Raw genomic sequence first — 14,885 nt, 5'->3', positions numbered from 1 at the left:
TTAAACACAGTATGCTGAATGAAGACCTTGATTACATAAGTATGGTTGGAAATATAGTAAATAGGAATGCCAAAGAGTGTTTTACAAACAACCGTTCTATTTGTATCAAACTAAATATTGTAGAATATTGAAAACAAGATTTATTATATAAAAGGAAATAATAATAGTATCATCCAAAATTAGTAAAAGAAGATACAGATTGAGAAGGTTAATGAAGAATTTATCTTCTATAATTTTTTCAATGATTTATAAAGAGTCTATGTGAGGAGGGGTATTCTTGCTTTTAGAAGAATATAAGAAAAGAGCTTCATTGGAAGAAGACTGGGCACCAGGGTGGGATGCAATAGATGAAGTGTTTCAGAAACTATATGCTGATCAGGAACCTGCACACTATGCAACTGAGATCCATAAGCGTTCTCTTTTTGGAGGAGAGGAATTTTTAGATGGTTTTAGCATTTATCAATCTTCAAATGGGTACAAACATCTATTAACGTATGGGATGACGGAGCTCTACACAAATGAAGAATCTTTTGGTGGTGAATGGAGTCGTTGGGGCTATGAAATGACGATTAAACTAAAAGCGGATTCAATTGAAGATTGTTTATGGGCAGCAGATATGCTATCTAATCTTGCTCGTTATACGTATACAAAAGAAAAATTTTTTGAACCAATGCAATATGTTGCTGGAAATGGAACTTCCCTTCATATTGGGAAAGAGTCTGCTATTACTGCGCTACTAATTGTTCAGGATACAGAGGCAGAAGGAACTGATACAGTTCATGGGAGAGTAGATTTTCTGCAATTAGTTGGAATAACTCAACGAGAATTGCAAGTTGTAAAAGACGACTCTAGAAAAGTTAACCTCCTTATTGAGAAGATGAGAAAGATAATCCGTATTTAATAACAGACATGGAACGGATACATTCCTATTTATAATCGTATTAATCGGCGAGGCACTGGATGTTACATGTGTAGTGTAGAAACAGAGCTATGCTTGGAGAATGGAGAGAGGAATAACAGTTAGCTATGGAGTATTTTCAAAATAGTATTTTAATTGGAATAGCCGGAGGTTCCGGAAGTGGCAAAACTACTTTTTGTAATAAATTAGCAAGTTCGTTAAAGGGGGCTAACGTTAAAGCCATCTCAACAGATCATTATTTTCATAAAGTAAAGCCTAAAGCTAACGCCCCATATAATGGGAGACTATATGATGACTATGATCATCCTACGTCAGTGGATATCGTAAGACTGTGCAACGATATTAAAGAAGTATGTTCTTCTCAAAAGTATAATGTAGTAATTATCGAAGGGTTAATGGTCTTATATTTTGAAGAAATTAGAAAGCAACTAGATTTAAAAGTTTTCATAGATTGCCCGTCAGATGAGAGATTGGTAAGGAGATTAAAAAGAGACATAAGTGAAGAGACGTTTGATGAAATCACATCAGAATATCTAGATCTTGTAAGACACCGCTATAACGAGTTTATTGAACCGACAAAATGGTTTGCAGATGTAATAATAAACGGTTCTAACCCATCACATAAATCAATAGATGTTGTTCGAAAATGGGTGCTAAACGAAGCAAATACTTTCCCTATTAAAAGTGGGTGACTTGTATTTTCATTATAGAAGCTTTATCTTTGTAGCTTATATATTAGAGTGATTCATAAATACAAATATTCTCCGAAATGAAACTAGTTAGTGATTATAATCGTATATCTCATGTATGGATTGTACACTACATTCGATAATTTCTAGATAGGAGATGAATTGTATGAAAAATCTTACTCTATTAGGAAAAGTAAACGTTGGATTAGGAATAATTTTTTTCATTATTGGGATATCCTTGTTTATACAAAAATTTAACGGGGCTTTTATTTATAAGGAGCAACACCTATCACTATCCTTTATTTTTCTTGCACTTACTCTATTTTGTGCCTCATTTTTTACCACAAAGGATAAAGAATAAACTATCCGTAAATTCAACTGTTGGATGTTTTAATGTTTGACAGGACGCGAAGAAAGCAATTGTTCAACTCCACTATTGTCCAATAACCAATCAAGGTAGTTAGCCATCTAACTTGAATTGTTCCTTCCTTCAAACTCTTTAGGCAGATCTGCATAGGTGAAAATGTTGAGCGTTAGTATTGGCAAATGCCCATCCTTTTCTAGCAACAATTTAAACTGATAAAATGATATGAATAGTATATTTATAGAAAAAAAGAGAATTTATTTATGTTATTGTAGGTTCAGGCAGGTTATAAATAGGAATCGTTACGAGGGAACGTCGTTAAGGCGTTCCTGTTATGTTGAATGGAAAAGGGGAATTTTATTGACTAATGTTAAGGTTAAATTGAAAGAATTGAGTTCAGAAAATTGGTATGAATGTTGTCTATTAGATGTATCAGTAGACCAAAGGAGTTATATTGAATCAAATGCAATTTCGATCGCTCAATCAAAATTTGAACCAACGTTAAAGCCTTATGCAATCTATTTTGAAGAAAAGATAGTTGGTTTTTTGATGTTTAATTCTGTCCAAGAAGAACTAAATGGAAATTGGGGCTATTGGATATATCGAATAATGGTTGATAAACGTTATCAAGGTAAGGGCATAGGAAAAGTAGCGACAAAGTTAATGATGTTGGAGATGGCTAAATTACTAGATGCGGATACGATTGTAGTAGGCTATCACCCAGAGAATAATGCTGCTCATCAATTGTATTCAAGCTTAGGGTTTGTTGATTATGGTGATACGCTCGGCAAAGAAAAAGTTGTGGTGAAAAAGGTTAAGAACGAGAGAAGATAAGACAAGAAATTAAGTTTCTTGTCACTGATTTTTTTATAGACATGAACAGGAGAATCTAGAGGGAGTTACATTGATTCATCACGTCCTTAGCTGTAGGAAGGATAGAGTTAATTTTATCTTCAAATTTAATAGAAACGATTAATGCCGGACAAAAGCTGCTCACTTCTATAAAGAAGAATCATCATGATGTTTATTTATAAAGCTATCTGAGCTACTCTCTGAACCTCGAATATGTCACTCTGTTGAATATAGAGCCATCTAAAAGTAAGGTTGAGCTACAAAAAAGGTAAACAGAAGGTCTTTTATTGGTAGAAGGTACGTAAAGTTACTGGTTAACATAATTTCGAGTTTTAAGAGCATAATTGAATCAGTTAATTTAAAGTGAGGGGAATTATATTTGGTAAAGGCAAAGCTTCCACGTGTTATTGCAATAGCTGGGGTTTCTGGAGGAGGAAAAACAACCGTTGCAAAAAAATTAACAGCAAAATTACAAAAGGCTAACGTTCTTTATTTTGATGACTATCAGTTTGAAGGCCCTGAAGACATAATTGATTGGGTGGATAGAGGAGCAAATTATAATGAATGGAATTTAAGTCCATTAATTAGTGATATTAACACATTAAGGGATCAACAATTAGACTATATCGTGCTTGACTTTCCATTTTCTTATAAAAACTCGGCAATAAGTCCAATAATTGATTTTACAATATTTATTGATACACCATTAGATATAGCACTGGCACGCCGTGTAAGAAGGGATTTTAACAATTGTTCGAACGAAAAGATATTGTTGGAAATGGAGAACTACATATTGCAAGGAAGAAGGGGCTATGTTGAAATGCTAACATCAATAAAACCGAATTCAGACTTTATTGTTGACGGAACACAATCTGTTTCTACTATTGTTGAAAGCATATTAATTGAAATATCGAGCTGTTAAAACAGTCCATTTTTCAATATCATATAGCTAGAGAGGCTTTCTCAAAGACCCTCTATTAAGAAATAAGTAGATACATATAAAATACGCCTCTGTTAGTCCATACAATAAAAGAAGAAAATGGTTCAGTAACAATCGCTTGAAGTTGTAGGACTGTATTATTATTTAATAGAAATTTGATTATTGATAGGTGAGGCAAACGGAATGGAGTGAATTGAAATGGAATCTAAATTAATTATCATTCGAGGAAATTCCGGAAGCGGAAAAACAACGATAGCGAAAAAGCTTCAAGAACAATTTGGACAAGGGACTCTTTTAGTTTCTCAAGATGCTGTTCGACGTGATATGTTGAACGTTCAAGATAGAAAAGGAAATCTTTCTCACGATTTAATTCGCCAAATCACAGAGTATGGTAGAGATAAATGTGAGTTTGTGATTGTTGAAGGAATTTTAAATAAACAACGTTACGGTGAAATGCTACAATATTTAATTGAGTTTTATAAAGGAAAGGCGTATACCTACTATTTTGATCTATCCTTCGAGAAAACAGTGGAGCGTCATCAAACTCGCTCAAAGAAAAAGGAGTTTGGAGAAGATTCTTTACGAGCTTGGTGGAATCCAAAAGACTACCTTGGCGTGGATGGCGAAACGATGTTGACGAATGATATGACACAATCAGATATATTGAACCTGATTTTAAAGCAAATAGAAGAGAGTGTTGAAGAAACAGAACCAGCTGTATCAGATAGTGAAGGAAGTAAGGAGAGTATCTGACTACTGGAAGGTTTTTTGTGCATTCCGTAATGAATGAAAAAAATTTGGAGTTGCTTTAAGTATCAAAAATGGAGACATCGTTAACAATCAATTTTTTCATTGGGGTTCTCCAATGTAGCTACGAACATGAATACTTTATTAAAGACGGCATACTCTTTACCCCATAAACCATGAATGAAATCAACTATTTTTTAACAGATGAAAAAATAGTTGGATCATCTATATCAAGCAGTCTCCTGGAAAGTATGAACTACCATTACAAGAAGGGGAGAAAATATATACGTATCTTTATTATGGGAAAAGGTTGGGTTAACCCGACCTTTTTTGCATTTATTATATAAAAAAACATCAATATTACCTTGATGTTGCCCTTTCCCGATGAATTAAGCTTACTATAAAGGAGGGGGAAAAATTGAGGAATATACTAACTCAAATATTTGATCCAAAATCTGATATGAAAAATTTAATCTTAATTTCATTTGGAAGCATTGTGTCGTTATTTGGATCATTTGTTTTTTCATTTGCTATTAGTTTGTACGTATTGACAATGACCGGTTCGGCGTTTTCATTTGCAACAAACTTACTATTATCCATCATACCAACCATACTATTAGGACCTGTAGCTGGAGTTATGACAGATCGGTTGAACCGAAAATTCATACTAGTCTTTAGTGATGTATTAAGTGGAGCGTTGCTTCTTGTTTTATACATCATTAGTCTTTATGAACTTCATTTGTATTCGATTTATGTAATGACATTTTTATTAAATGTCATAGGCACCTTTGCTAGTGTGAGCATAGAATCATCTAAACCGAATATTGTTGATGAAAAAAATTTAATAAAGATCAATGCTATCACAAGAATGACCTTTTCACTATCATATACTTTAGGGCCAATTATAGGAGGAATGGCCTTTGCCTTTGTTGATATACAAACCTTTATTTTAATAAATGCTATCTCCTTTTTCATTGCAAGTATAAGTGAATGCTTTATCAATTTCCGATTCAATGAAAAAAATTCTCACCAGAAAGAGAAGCACCACTTTCTCCTAGAGTTGAAAGAAGGTTTTTCGTATATCTTCTCACAAAAAAAAATACGGGGCATTATCGTCCTTTCAATCCTTGTTAACTTCTTTATCACTTTATCATCAACGATTCCAGTCCCTTATATTATTACAAATGTTTTAAAGCTACCTTCATTGTCCTTCGGAATCATTGAAGCTGCATTTCCACTCGGTATGCTCATTGGATCTATTTTCATAGGGAAATTTATCTCAATGATAAATGTCCATAAGTTTTTAATCCTTATGACGATGATCATTTCTAGTTTAACAATCCTAATTAGTGGACCATTACTCTTTAATCAAACGTATCACCTTATTTTTTATACAATCTTTTATTGCTTACTAAATGTAGGCTTTGGGATTTCTTCTTCATTTGTTGATATCCCTATCATAACGATGATTCAACGAATGGTACCTGACCAGTTAAGAGGAAGAGTTATTAGTACTGGTTTAACGATTGTTAAGGCTATTGTACCGATCGCTATGATACTCTCTGGTTCATTACTTACTATCCTTTCACCTTTTTGGCTGCCTTTAATCGGTGGATTAACATTGCTAAGCATAAGTATATATATGTATTTTACTAAGGAAATCCGAGCCATATCGTTGAGAGATGCAACCCATAAAGCTGAAACGTCTTAATTCTCATACCAAATATACAAGTAGAATGAGCTTGGTCGTTTTTCAGTTCAAGGTACAATGATAGTGATGTATTTACCGAAACAATGTGTTTATAGAACATAATATTTTTTTACGTTCATAAAATGTAAAAATGTAATGCTCAAAATGAGGTGAGAATGTGGGTGTTTCAAAACGAAACAATTTTTTGTTGGTTCTCATTGTTTTTGTCACGCTCTTAATATTAGTTACTCTCACTCTAATTGGGATGATGATTATTAACGAAAAAACGATCGTTGTACCTGATGAAGTTGAAAACATTAATGATGCAGTTGGTATGGCTGATCCTGGAGATATTATTTTGGTTAAGGACAAAGGTGCACCATATGAAGAAAACGTCACTATAAGTACAAAGGCAATTAAGCTCATTGGGGTAGGAAAGGATCAACCCACGCTTGATGGAGCAAATGTTCTAGGTGATGGGATCATAATTGAAAATACTACAGGAGTGAGGGTAAATAATTTTAAGATCCAAAATTATGCGATTGGTGTCAGATTAGACAGTTCAGATAAAAATATCATTAAAGAGAATATTATTAATGACAATAGTCTTGAAGGGATTTTTTTAAATAGCTCAGATAAAAATAGGATTGACGGAAACACTGTGAATGATAATATGCGTCATGGGTATATTTCATCAGATTCAAATAGCAACATAATTGTAGGGAATTATATCAGGGGGAATATTCTTGATGAGGGCATTCACGTTATTCGATCATTTCGTAGTATAATTAAAAAAAACACGGTTAATAGTAATGGGTCAGTAGGGATTGAAATAGATAGCTCAAATTTCAATAAGGTTATAAGAAATGACGTAAATAATAACACTGTGAATGGGATTTTCATTAATGAGTCAAATTTTAGTAGGGTCAATCGCAATTTCGTGAACATGAATACGGAAAACGGGATTTTGCTTGATGCTAATTCTAAAATTAATAACATTTTCTTTAATCAAGCATTCAATAATGGAGATGGTAATGTTTCTTTCGATATCCTAGATGAGGATGATAATCATTTTAAAGGAAATAAATGTGGTACGAGTGATCCATTGGGTCTTTGTCATTAATCCTTCGAAGCATCCTTCGGGGTGTTTTTTTGTATTCATATATATTCCCCTTTTTTGTACATATAGTTTTTATTTTGACAAGGTAGGACATCTAGGTGTCGGATAAAGTAAAGTACTTAAAAGGAAAACAAGGGTAGTGTCTACATGCTCCTCCTTTTTGATGTATTCTTTTTACAAGATCATTTATGTAGATTCCATATAGGAATGAACGACAGAGGCGAATGGAACTATGACTCAGCCAAGTAGAAACAAATTGCTACCTCTAAACGATAGGGAGTACGCAAAAATACTTGGACACAGCGGTATGACTGAAGTAACCGTGAATCAAGTGGTTGAACAGATTGGTGATAATGAACGAACTCATTTTCTTAATACAGGGTAAGAATGAGCTTGAAGACAAGCTTATAGAGAACTTTCTGAATCGATACTTGATAAGCAGAGAAAATTTTTTCTACTGTTCAGGAGGAACAAGAAGGAACATAGTGGATTCAACAATGGAAGCGCATTCAATTAAATTAACAATTCAGAAAAATAAGAATATTAACTTGACCTTTACTGTGAAGGGGAGTAATATTGCCTCATAAATCACTCTTTTCACTTGAAAATTACATGCTTTTGCTTGTTAAAAACAAGGAGGATTGGTCGAAGGTGCATAGCTTATCGATTGGGCTTTTAGGGTTAGGAACGGTCGGAAGTGGGGTTGTAAAGGTCATTGAAAATCACCAAGATAAGCTGATTCATCAAGTAGGTTGTCCTGTGAAAATAAAAAAAGTACTAGTGCAGGACATCGAGAAAGAACGAGAGGTTCAAGTAGATTCCACTATGTTAACGGTGGACCCAGCAGAAGTACTACTCGATCCAGAGATTGATATTATTGTGGAAGTAATGGGAGGAGTCGAGGAGACAAAGAAGCACCTTATTCAGGCATTACAACAGAAGAAACATGTTGTTACGGCTAATAAGGACTTAATGGCGCTATATGGCCCAGAGTTGTTAGCAGCCGCGGCAAACTATCAATGTGATTTGTTTTATGAAGCAAGTGTTGCAGGCGGAATTCCTATTTTAAGGAGTTTAGTAGAGGGGCTTGCTTCTGATCGAATTGCCAAAATGATGGGTATTGTGAATGGCACAACGAATTTTATCTTAACAAAAATGTCAAAGGAAGGACGTTCCTATGATGATGTGCTAACAGAAGCTCAACGGCTTGGTTTTGCGGAAGCAAATCCAGCTGCAGACGTTGAAGGTCTTGATGCAGCGCGGAAAATGGCGATTCTGTCAACACTTGGCTTTTCAATGGAGATAAAGTTAGATGATGTGAAAGTAAAAGGGATTACAGAAATAACCGGGGAAGATATCCGCTACGGCAAACAGTTCGGGTATACGATGAAGCTAATCGGATATGCGCATAGAGATCAGGATGCGGTTGAAGTGAGTGTGCTACCAACTTTGATTTCAAACGCTCATCCATTAGCATCTGTAAATGATGAATACAATGCTATCTATGTGTACGGAGAAGCTGTTGGAGAGACGATGTTTTATGGGCCTGGTGCAGGGAGCTTACCTACAGCGACGGCAGTCGTATCTGATTTAGTTGGAGTTATGAAGAATATGCGTCTTGGTGTAAATGGGAAAAGTTCTGTAAATCCACAATATCAAAAGCATTTAAAGTCAGATGATGAAATTTATTCTAAATATTTTATCCGGTTTTGTATTCATGACGGAGTGGGCGTGATGACAAAAGTAACGTCAATTTTTGCAACATACGACGTTAGCCTAGAAAAAGTGCTTCAACATCCATTAGCGGAAGAAAAAGCCGAAATTATTTTAGTCACACATCGGGCATCACGGGAAAATTTTCGTACGGTTATGACGGAGCTTCGAGAGGTACCAGCAGTCGTGAAAATCGAAAGTGTATATCGTGTGGAAGAAGGGGATACCGTATGAAGTTATGGAGGGGAATACTCCAGGAATACCGCTCTTTTTTACCCATTACGGATAATACACCTATGCTCTCATTGCAGGAAGGAAATACACCACTAATCAAGCTTACTCGTCTTTCAGAACGATTAGAAATAGATCTTTATGCAAAATTAGAAGGGAGCAATCCTACAAGCTCATTTAAGGATAGGGGCATGGTAGTGGCTGTTGCAAAAGCAAAGGAGTCAGGTAGTAATACCGTTATTTGTGCCTCAACGGGGAATACTTCAGCGTCAGCGTCAGCTTATGCGGCAAGAATGGGTATGAGGTGTATTGTTGTGATTCCAGCAGGAAAAGTGGCGCAAGGAAAACTTGCTCAAGCATCTATGTATGGTGCAGAGATTATCACCATACATGGGAATTTTGATGAAGCACTTCAACTTGTCCAAATGTTTAATGAACTAGATTCTGTCACTCTCGTCAATTCACTTAATCCGTTTCGGCTTGAAGGACAAAAAACGGGGGCATATGAGATTTGTGAGCAGCTTGGTTGTGCACCGGATATCGTGGCTCTACCAGTCGGGAATGCGGGGAATATAACGTCCTATTGGAAGGGATTTTGTGAATATGAAAAGGTAAAAAATACGGGGTTACCGAAAATGATTGGTTTTGAAGCGGAAGGAGCTGCTGCCATCGTAGAAGACCGAATAATAACGAACCCAGAAACGATTGCAACGGCGATAAGAATTGGCAATCCTGCTAACTGGACGTATGCTCTTGAAGCCGTAACAGCATCTGGTGGTACGATAGATGTGGTGAGTGATGAAGAAATCTTGTCTGCTTATCGACTGCTTGCCGGGTCCGAAGGAATATTTGCCGAACCGGCATCTTGTGCCTCACTTGCTGGGGTTTTAAAATTACATGCAAAGAAGAAGCTTCCTGCTGGTAAAAGGGTTGTCTTAGTGTTAACAGGGAATGGATTAAAAGATCCAGCCGTTGCTAAAATAGCAAAGGAAAGTAAACGAACACAGCTACCACAACATCGTCAGCAAGCGATTGACTATATTAGAGGAATGGTAGGCGAATGAAACAAGCGAATTGGCGGATTACAGTTCCCGCAAGTACGGCTAATGTAGGTCCTGGATTTGATTCCATCGGGCTTGCGTTATCTCTTTATTTAAACGTAAACGTCTACCCTCATTCTCACTGGGAAGTTCGCACGCTTTCACCAAAGGGATCGAAGTTTCCAAATGATGAGACTCATTACATGATTCAAGTCGCGAAAGAAATAGCGAAAAGATTTTCGGTCGTTTTACAACCGTATTTTGTTGAAATCGACAGTGACATTCCTCTTGCTCAAGGATTCGGTTCGAGTGGTGCAGTAGTGCTAGCTGGCATTGAGCTAGTCGATGTAGTGGGTGGATTACAGTTAACGTTAAAACAAAAGCATCAACTGGCTGCAGAATTTGAAGGTCACCCTGATAATGTTGGCGCCTCCTTGTATGGAGGACTAGTCGTATGCTGTCAGCTGAACGAAGGTTTTGAACTCGTTTCATATTCCGATTTTCCTCTTCACATTGTAACTGTGTCCCCTCAATTCGAGATGAAAACGAAGGAATCTCGTGCTGTTCTTCCGAAGGTAATCGATTTTGACGTAGCGACGAAAGCATCCGCCATTAGCAATATGATGCTAGCTGCCTTGTGGAAAAGAGATTGGGAGCTATTTGGGGAATTGATGAGTCAAGACCTTTTTCATCAACCATACCGAAAGCTGCTTATACCTTATTTCGAAGAGGTTGAAAATGTAGCAAAACAACAAGGTGCATGTGGTGTGGCTATTAGCGGAGCGGGACCTACCATTGCTTGCTTCGTGAAGAGGGAAGCAAGTGACGCGTTGCGAGAAGTGCTACAACAATATTTTAAAAAGACAACGGTCCGTCTTTTAAAGGTGGAGGAACAAGGGATACAGTCGAAATTGATAAATAGATAAAACGAGTTCAGTTAAATAGGCTGAACTCGTTTTTTTGTGTGGAGAAAATAGATAGCGTTGAATGTCTAACGGGGGTTGTGGCGGGAGAGGGTGTCCTATTTCAACAAAAGAGTTTTTTGGTTCATGACATCTTCTTGACATAATTTCTCATTATAGTCTTTAAGTATACGAAGGTTGTTTCAAAAAGAAGGAGGAATTTTTTAAATGAATTTTATGAAGCGAGCATTGTTAAGTGTAAAAGCTCGAAAGGGAAAAAGTTTACTACAGATATTTATTTTTTCAGTGATTTGTGTCTTTGTTTTATCAGGACTAGCCATTCAATCTGCTGCGACGAAATCTGCTGAATTGGCAAGGCAAAGTCTAGGAGGAGATGTAACACTTGAGTTTGATATGCAAAAAGCAATGGAGGAGCAAAGAAATGAGGGTGGTGAACGAGTACGAATTGAACGAGAGCCTATAGCTGTAGATGAAGCGGATGAATTGACCGCTTATTCAGAAATAAAAGGCTACAACTATTTCTCCACTTCAGTTGGACTAGCTGGTGATTTTGTTCCGTACGAGGAGGACCCTAGCTCGGAAGAGGAAGAATCTACAGAAACGGGACAGGGACAAGGGTTTCAAATGAGAGGTGGAATGATGGGTGATGTTACGCTTCAAGGGGTCTTATATTCTGACTCATTGGATGAATTTACAGAGTCTACGTCCACGTTAGTAGAAGGGGAGCATATTACGGATAGTGAAGAAAATCAAAATATCGTTTTGATTGAAGAATCACTAGCCTATGAAAATGATTTGGCAGTAGGAGATTCTATTGAAGTACAAGGAATAAATGAAGAAGAAGAAACGAGTGTAACGCTCGAAATCGTTGGCATTTATGAAACGACAGAAACGACAGATGATATGGGTATGTCCATCGCAGCTCTCGATCCTGCAAATAGATTAATCGTGCCATTTACAGCTGTCAATACACTAAAGGGTGAGGACTTTGCAGGTACGATTGATAGTGCTGTCTATTATGTTGATGATCCAAAAAATATTGATCCATTTATCGAGCAAGTCGAAGCGAACAGTAGCATTGACTTTGATGTTTTCAACCTAAATGCGAATGATCAACTGTACCAACAAATGATTGGACCGATTACTAGTGTTGCATCGTTCTCTGAAAATGTCGTGTATTTAGTGACAATTGCTGGCGCAGTAATATTAGGACTCATCGTGATGATCTCGATTCGAGATCGTAAGTTTGAAATGGGTGTATTGCTAGCGCTTGGTGAGAAAAAAGGAAAATTAATCGGACAGTTTATCGTTGAAATTCTCATCATTGCCATGTTTGCTTTAGGAATATCTGCTGTCACAGGAGACCTCGTCGCAAATAAAATGGGGGAACAGCTGTTGACGCAACAAATTGAAAGTGAGGATACGACGAATGAGCCTGCGTCCTTCGCTGGAATGGGAAGAAGGGGAGCTCAAATGATGGCTCAGCCGGAAGTGGATCCATTAGACGAATTGATGATCCAAATCACCCTTAGTGATTTTGGTCTATTAGCTGGAATTGGTATCTTAATCGCTATCATCTCGACATTGCTTCCAGCGCTTACTGTATTACGCCTACAGCCAAAAACGATATTAACGAAACAAGATTAAGAAAAGAGGGATAAAATGACTACATTACTTCAAATGGAAGATGTAAGCTATTGGTATCGGAACGGGAGTCAAACGCAAGATATATTGAAAAAGCTCACTATTACTTTTGAAAAAGGAAAGCTATATAGTATTGTTGGTCCTTCAGGATCAGGTAAAACAACGTTTTTATCACTAGCATGTGGATTGGATGTTCCAAAGGAAGGCAGTGTCTTATATGAAGGAAGTAACATTGCTGACATCGGCTTAACGAAGTTTCGAAATAGATATGTGTCGATTGTCTTTCAAGCTTATAATCTACTACCTTATATGACGGCGATACAAAATATTTTAACGGCAATGGAAATTACCGGATCAGACGTGAAAAACAAAAAAGAATTTGCTCTTGAAACGCTAGCAAAAGTAGGGATTTCAGCTGAACAGGCACACCAGAAAGTATTGACTTTAAGTGGCGGTCAGCAACAACGTGTATCAATAGCACGCGCTCTATGTTGTCAATCAGACTTAATCGTTGCCGATGAACCAACCGGAAGTGTGGATGCGCAAACGGCCTCTGACATTATTAAAATCTTTCAAGAGCTTGCTCATAAAGAGAATAAATGTATTATTCTTGTTACGCATGACTCATCTATTGCAGCGATTTCAGATTGTACATTACGTCTTTCTAAAGGAAAGTTACATGTAGAAGAAAAAAGTAGCGAAAGGATATATTAGAAAAGTCATTCTGTAAATTCTACTAGAAGAACTGAAACATAAAGATAACCTATCGTATTGTAGTTATTAGCTGACTCAAAAGTCGTCACAGACTGTTTGAGTCAGCTTTTTTTATTTGGCTGTTTTCTTAAAGATTGTTGCTTTTGAATAAACAAGGATAAAATTTATTATGATATAATTCTGATAAATGGGAGGGAGGAAAGTTATGGAATTTATTGAGTCAATAGACCCTTTTCTGATGCAGTTGTTCATTGTTCCGCTTATAGTGATTGGATTAGGGGTATTCGTATCTTTTCTTACTAAAAAAGTGTTTGTTGCCCCTTTAATAACGTTGTTATTAAACATCTTATATGAAACATATGAAGCTTGGTATAGGAATCACTATTATTCTGAATACGAAATTAGTTACACATACACACCTTATAATATTATTTTCCCTGTAGCCTCACTAGTGATTTCTTGGGTAGTAGCGTGGGGCAGTAGTGTCCGTTCTCAAATAAAGTAAACAAAATTAGACTACCTAATTAAAGGAGTCTTTCTTTATGCCCTTCTTAACAGTTCAACAGTTTTGTAATTTAATTTTTGACACGCTGAAACTTGCTCTACTCGTTTTTCAAATGAGTTATTAACGTGTTGAATGTGGTATATCCCCTTCTTTACACGCTGTTTTTGTCGCTCATTGACTGTTTCGTAATTTTATCTGGTTCGTCTGGTAACAAGTCTTGTTTCATTGCGTTAAATAAGGCTAATTGCTCTGATTTGGTTAAATCGCTGAACTCTTCATAAACATTTTCCAACATACTTAAACACCTATTATATTAACCTTTTAACAGTATGGTTAAGAAAGCCACAATTTATAGAAAACAGCCTTTTATTTAGGTTCATCACCAAATTTTGTGATTTATCCATAAAAATAGGAAAGCATCTATAAAATCCTGGTCATAATGTTAGCGACTAAACAAACACTAGGAGGATTTATAAATGCTTTCCCTATCACTAGATTTGCCAGAATTTAAAGTCGTTAAACAAGAAAATGGTTCGAATTTTCATTTTGTAGTCGTTGAGAAAAAATGTGAAGAAGAACGTTGTCCTTACTGTGGGTTTCTCGCAAGCTCTGTACACGACAGAAGAACAAGAAAAGTAAGGGATTTGGCTCTACTCCATAAACCTTTGTACCTTTTTATCCGAGTAAGACGGTTTCGTTGTCATAACTGCCTCGAGGTCTTTTCTGAAACCTACGATTCTGTTAAGCCTGGTTGTCATCAGACAAGCCGATTTAGAGAATATCTCTATGAACAG

At 36.4% G+C, this 14,885-nt stretch carries 16 protein-coding genes and 2 pseudogenes; 16 read left to right on the top strand and 2 right to left on the bottom strand.

Annotated elements, in window-relative coordinates; all coding sequences use genetic code 11:
- Positions 1-277: 277 nt before the first annotated feature.
- The 15 genes from WAK64_RS05930 (at position 278) to WAK64_RS05860 (ending at position 14,091) form a co-directional block, all read left to right on the top strand.
- Positions 278-901: a suppressor of fused domain protein gene (locus WAK64_RS05930; protein ID WP_336586033.1), complete on the top strand. Its 624-nt coding sequence runs from the start codon at positions 278-280 to the stop codon at positions 899-901.
- A 125-nt stretch (positions 902-1,026) separates the two neighbouring features.
- Positions 1,027-1,611, top strand: a complete 585-nt coding sequence (locus WAK64_RS05925; protein WP_336586032.1) for a uridine kinase family protein — start codon at positions 1,027-1,029, stop codon at positions 1,609-1,611.
- A gap of 163 nt (positions 1,612-1,774) precedes the next feature.
- Positions 1,775-1,969: a hypothetical protein gene (locus WAK64_RS05920; RefSeq protein WP_336586031.1), complete on the top strand. Its 195-nt coding sequence runs from the start codon at positions 1,775-1,777 to the stop codon at positions 1,967-1,969.
- 363 nt (positions 1,970-2,332) lie between these two features.
- Positions 2,333-2,806: a GNAT family N-acetyltransferase gene (locus WAK64_RS05915; RefSeq protein WP_336586030.1), complete on the top strand. Its 474-nt coding sequence runs from the start codon at positions 2,333-2,335 to the stop codon at positions 2,804-2,806.
- Between the two features lie 397 nt (positions 2,807-3,203).
- Entirely contained in the window at positions 3,204-3,746 is a 543-nt protein-coding gene (locus tag WAK64_RS05910; RefSeq protein WP_336586029.1) for a nucleoside/nucleotide kinase family protein, read from the top strand.
- A gap of 216 nt (positions 3,747-3,962) precedes the next feature.
- Entirely contained in the window at positions 3,963-4,517 is a 555-nt protein-coding gene (locus tag WAK64_RS05905; protein ID WP_336586028.1) for a kinase, read from the top strand.
- Positions 4,518-4,929: 412 nt separating this feature from the next.
- On the top strand, positions 4,930-6,222 hold the full coding sequence (locus WAK64_RS05900; RefSeq protein ID WP_336586027.1) for an MFS transporter: 1,293 nt from the start codon (positions 4,930-4,932) through the stop codon (positions 6,220-6,222).
- A 157-nt stretch (positions 6,223-6,379) separates the two neighbouring features.
- The gene (locus WAK64_RS05895) at positions 6,380-7,324 is read left to right on the top strand and encodes a right-handed parallel beta-helix repeat-containing protein (RefSeq protein WP_336586026.1); all 945 of its coding nucleotides are present in this window, start codon (positions 6,380-6,382) and stop codon (positions 7,322-7,324) included.
- Positions 7,325-7,553: 229 nt separating this feature from the next.
- Entirely contained in the window at positions 7,554-7,706 is a 153-nt protein-coding gene (locus WAK64_RS05890; RefSeq protein ID WP_336586025.1) for a hypothetical protein, read from the top strand.
- Between the two features lie 227 nt (positions 7,707-7,933).
- A complete protein-coding gene (locus WAK64_RS05885; RefSeq protein WP_336586271.1) occupies positions 7,934-9,268 on the top strand; it encodes a homoserine dehydrogenase in 1,335 nt (444 codons plus the stop codon).
- Positions 9,265-10,329 carry a threonine synthase gene (gene thrC, locus WAK64_RS05880; RefSeq protein ID WP_336586024.1) on the top strand — a complete coding sequence of 355 codons (1,065 nt, stop codon included), beginning with the start codon at positions 9,265-9,267 and terminating at the stop codon, positions 10,327-10,329. Before WAK64_RS05885 ends, thrC begins: the two co-directional genes overlap by 4 nt.
- Entirely contained in the window at positions 10,326-11,231 is a 906-nt protein-coding gene (gene thrB, locus WAK64_RS05875) for a homoserine kinase (protein ID WP_336586023.1), read from the top strand. The genes thrC and thrB overlap by 4 nt, the downstream gene beginning before the upstream one ends.
- Positions 11,232-11,435: 204 nt before the next feature.
- Positions 11,436-12,875 carry an ABC transporter permease gene (locus WAK64_RS05870; RefSeq protein ID WP_336586022.1) on the top strand — a complete coding sequence of 480 codons (1,440 nt, stop codon included), beginning with the start codon at positions 11,436-11,438 and terminating at the stop codon, positions 12,873-12,875.
- Between the two features lie 15 nt (positions 12,876-12,890).
- Complete coding sequence (locus tag WAK64_RS05865; RefSeq protein ID WP_336586021.1) at positions 12,891-13,586, top strand: ABC transporter ATP-binding protein; 696 nt, start codon at positions 12,891-12,893, stop codon at positions 13,584-13,586.
- 205 nt (positions 13,587-13,791) lie between these two features.
- Positions 13,792-14,091 carry a hypothetical protein gene (locus tag WAK64_RS05860; protein ID WP_336586020.1) on the top strand — a complete coding sequence of 100 codons (300 nt, stop codon included), beginning with the start codon at positions 13,792-13,794 and terminating at the stop codon, positions 14,089-14,091.
- 35 nt (positions 14,092-14,126) lie between these two features.
- On the opposite strand, the pseudogene WAK64_RS22355 reads toward WAK64_RS05860, so the two are convergent.
- Positions 14,127-14,279: pseudogene (locus WAK64_RS22355) on the bottom strand (IS1595 family transposase); the annotation flags it as partial.
- Positions 14,273-14,386 (bottom strand): annotated as a pseudogene (locus WAK64_RS05855) (IS1595 family transposase); the annotation flags it as partial. The pseudogenes WAK64_RS05855 and WAK64_RS22355, both read right to left, overlap by 7 nt.
- Positions 14,387-14,567: 181 nt before the next feature.
- On the opposite strand from WAK64_RS05855, the gene WAK64_RS05850 reads away from it, so the two are divergent.
- The coding region (locus WAK64_RS05850; protein WP_336586019.1) for a transposase family protein at positions 14,568-14,885 on the top strand (318 nt) is incomplete at its 3' end.

The organism is Bacillus spongiae, from assembly GCF_037120725.1.
GTDB lineage: Bacteria > Bacillota > Bacilli > Bacillales > Bacillaceae_K > Bacillus_CI > Bacillus_CI spongiae.
This window is presented reverse-complemented; position numbering and strand designations above follow the sequence as displayed.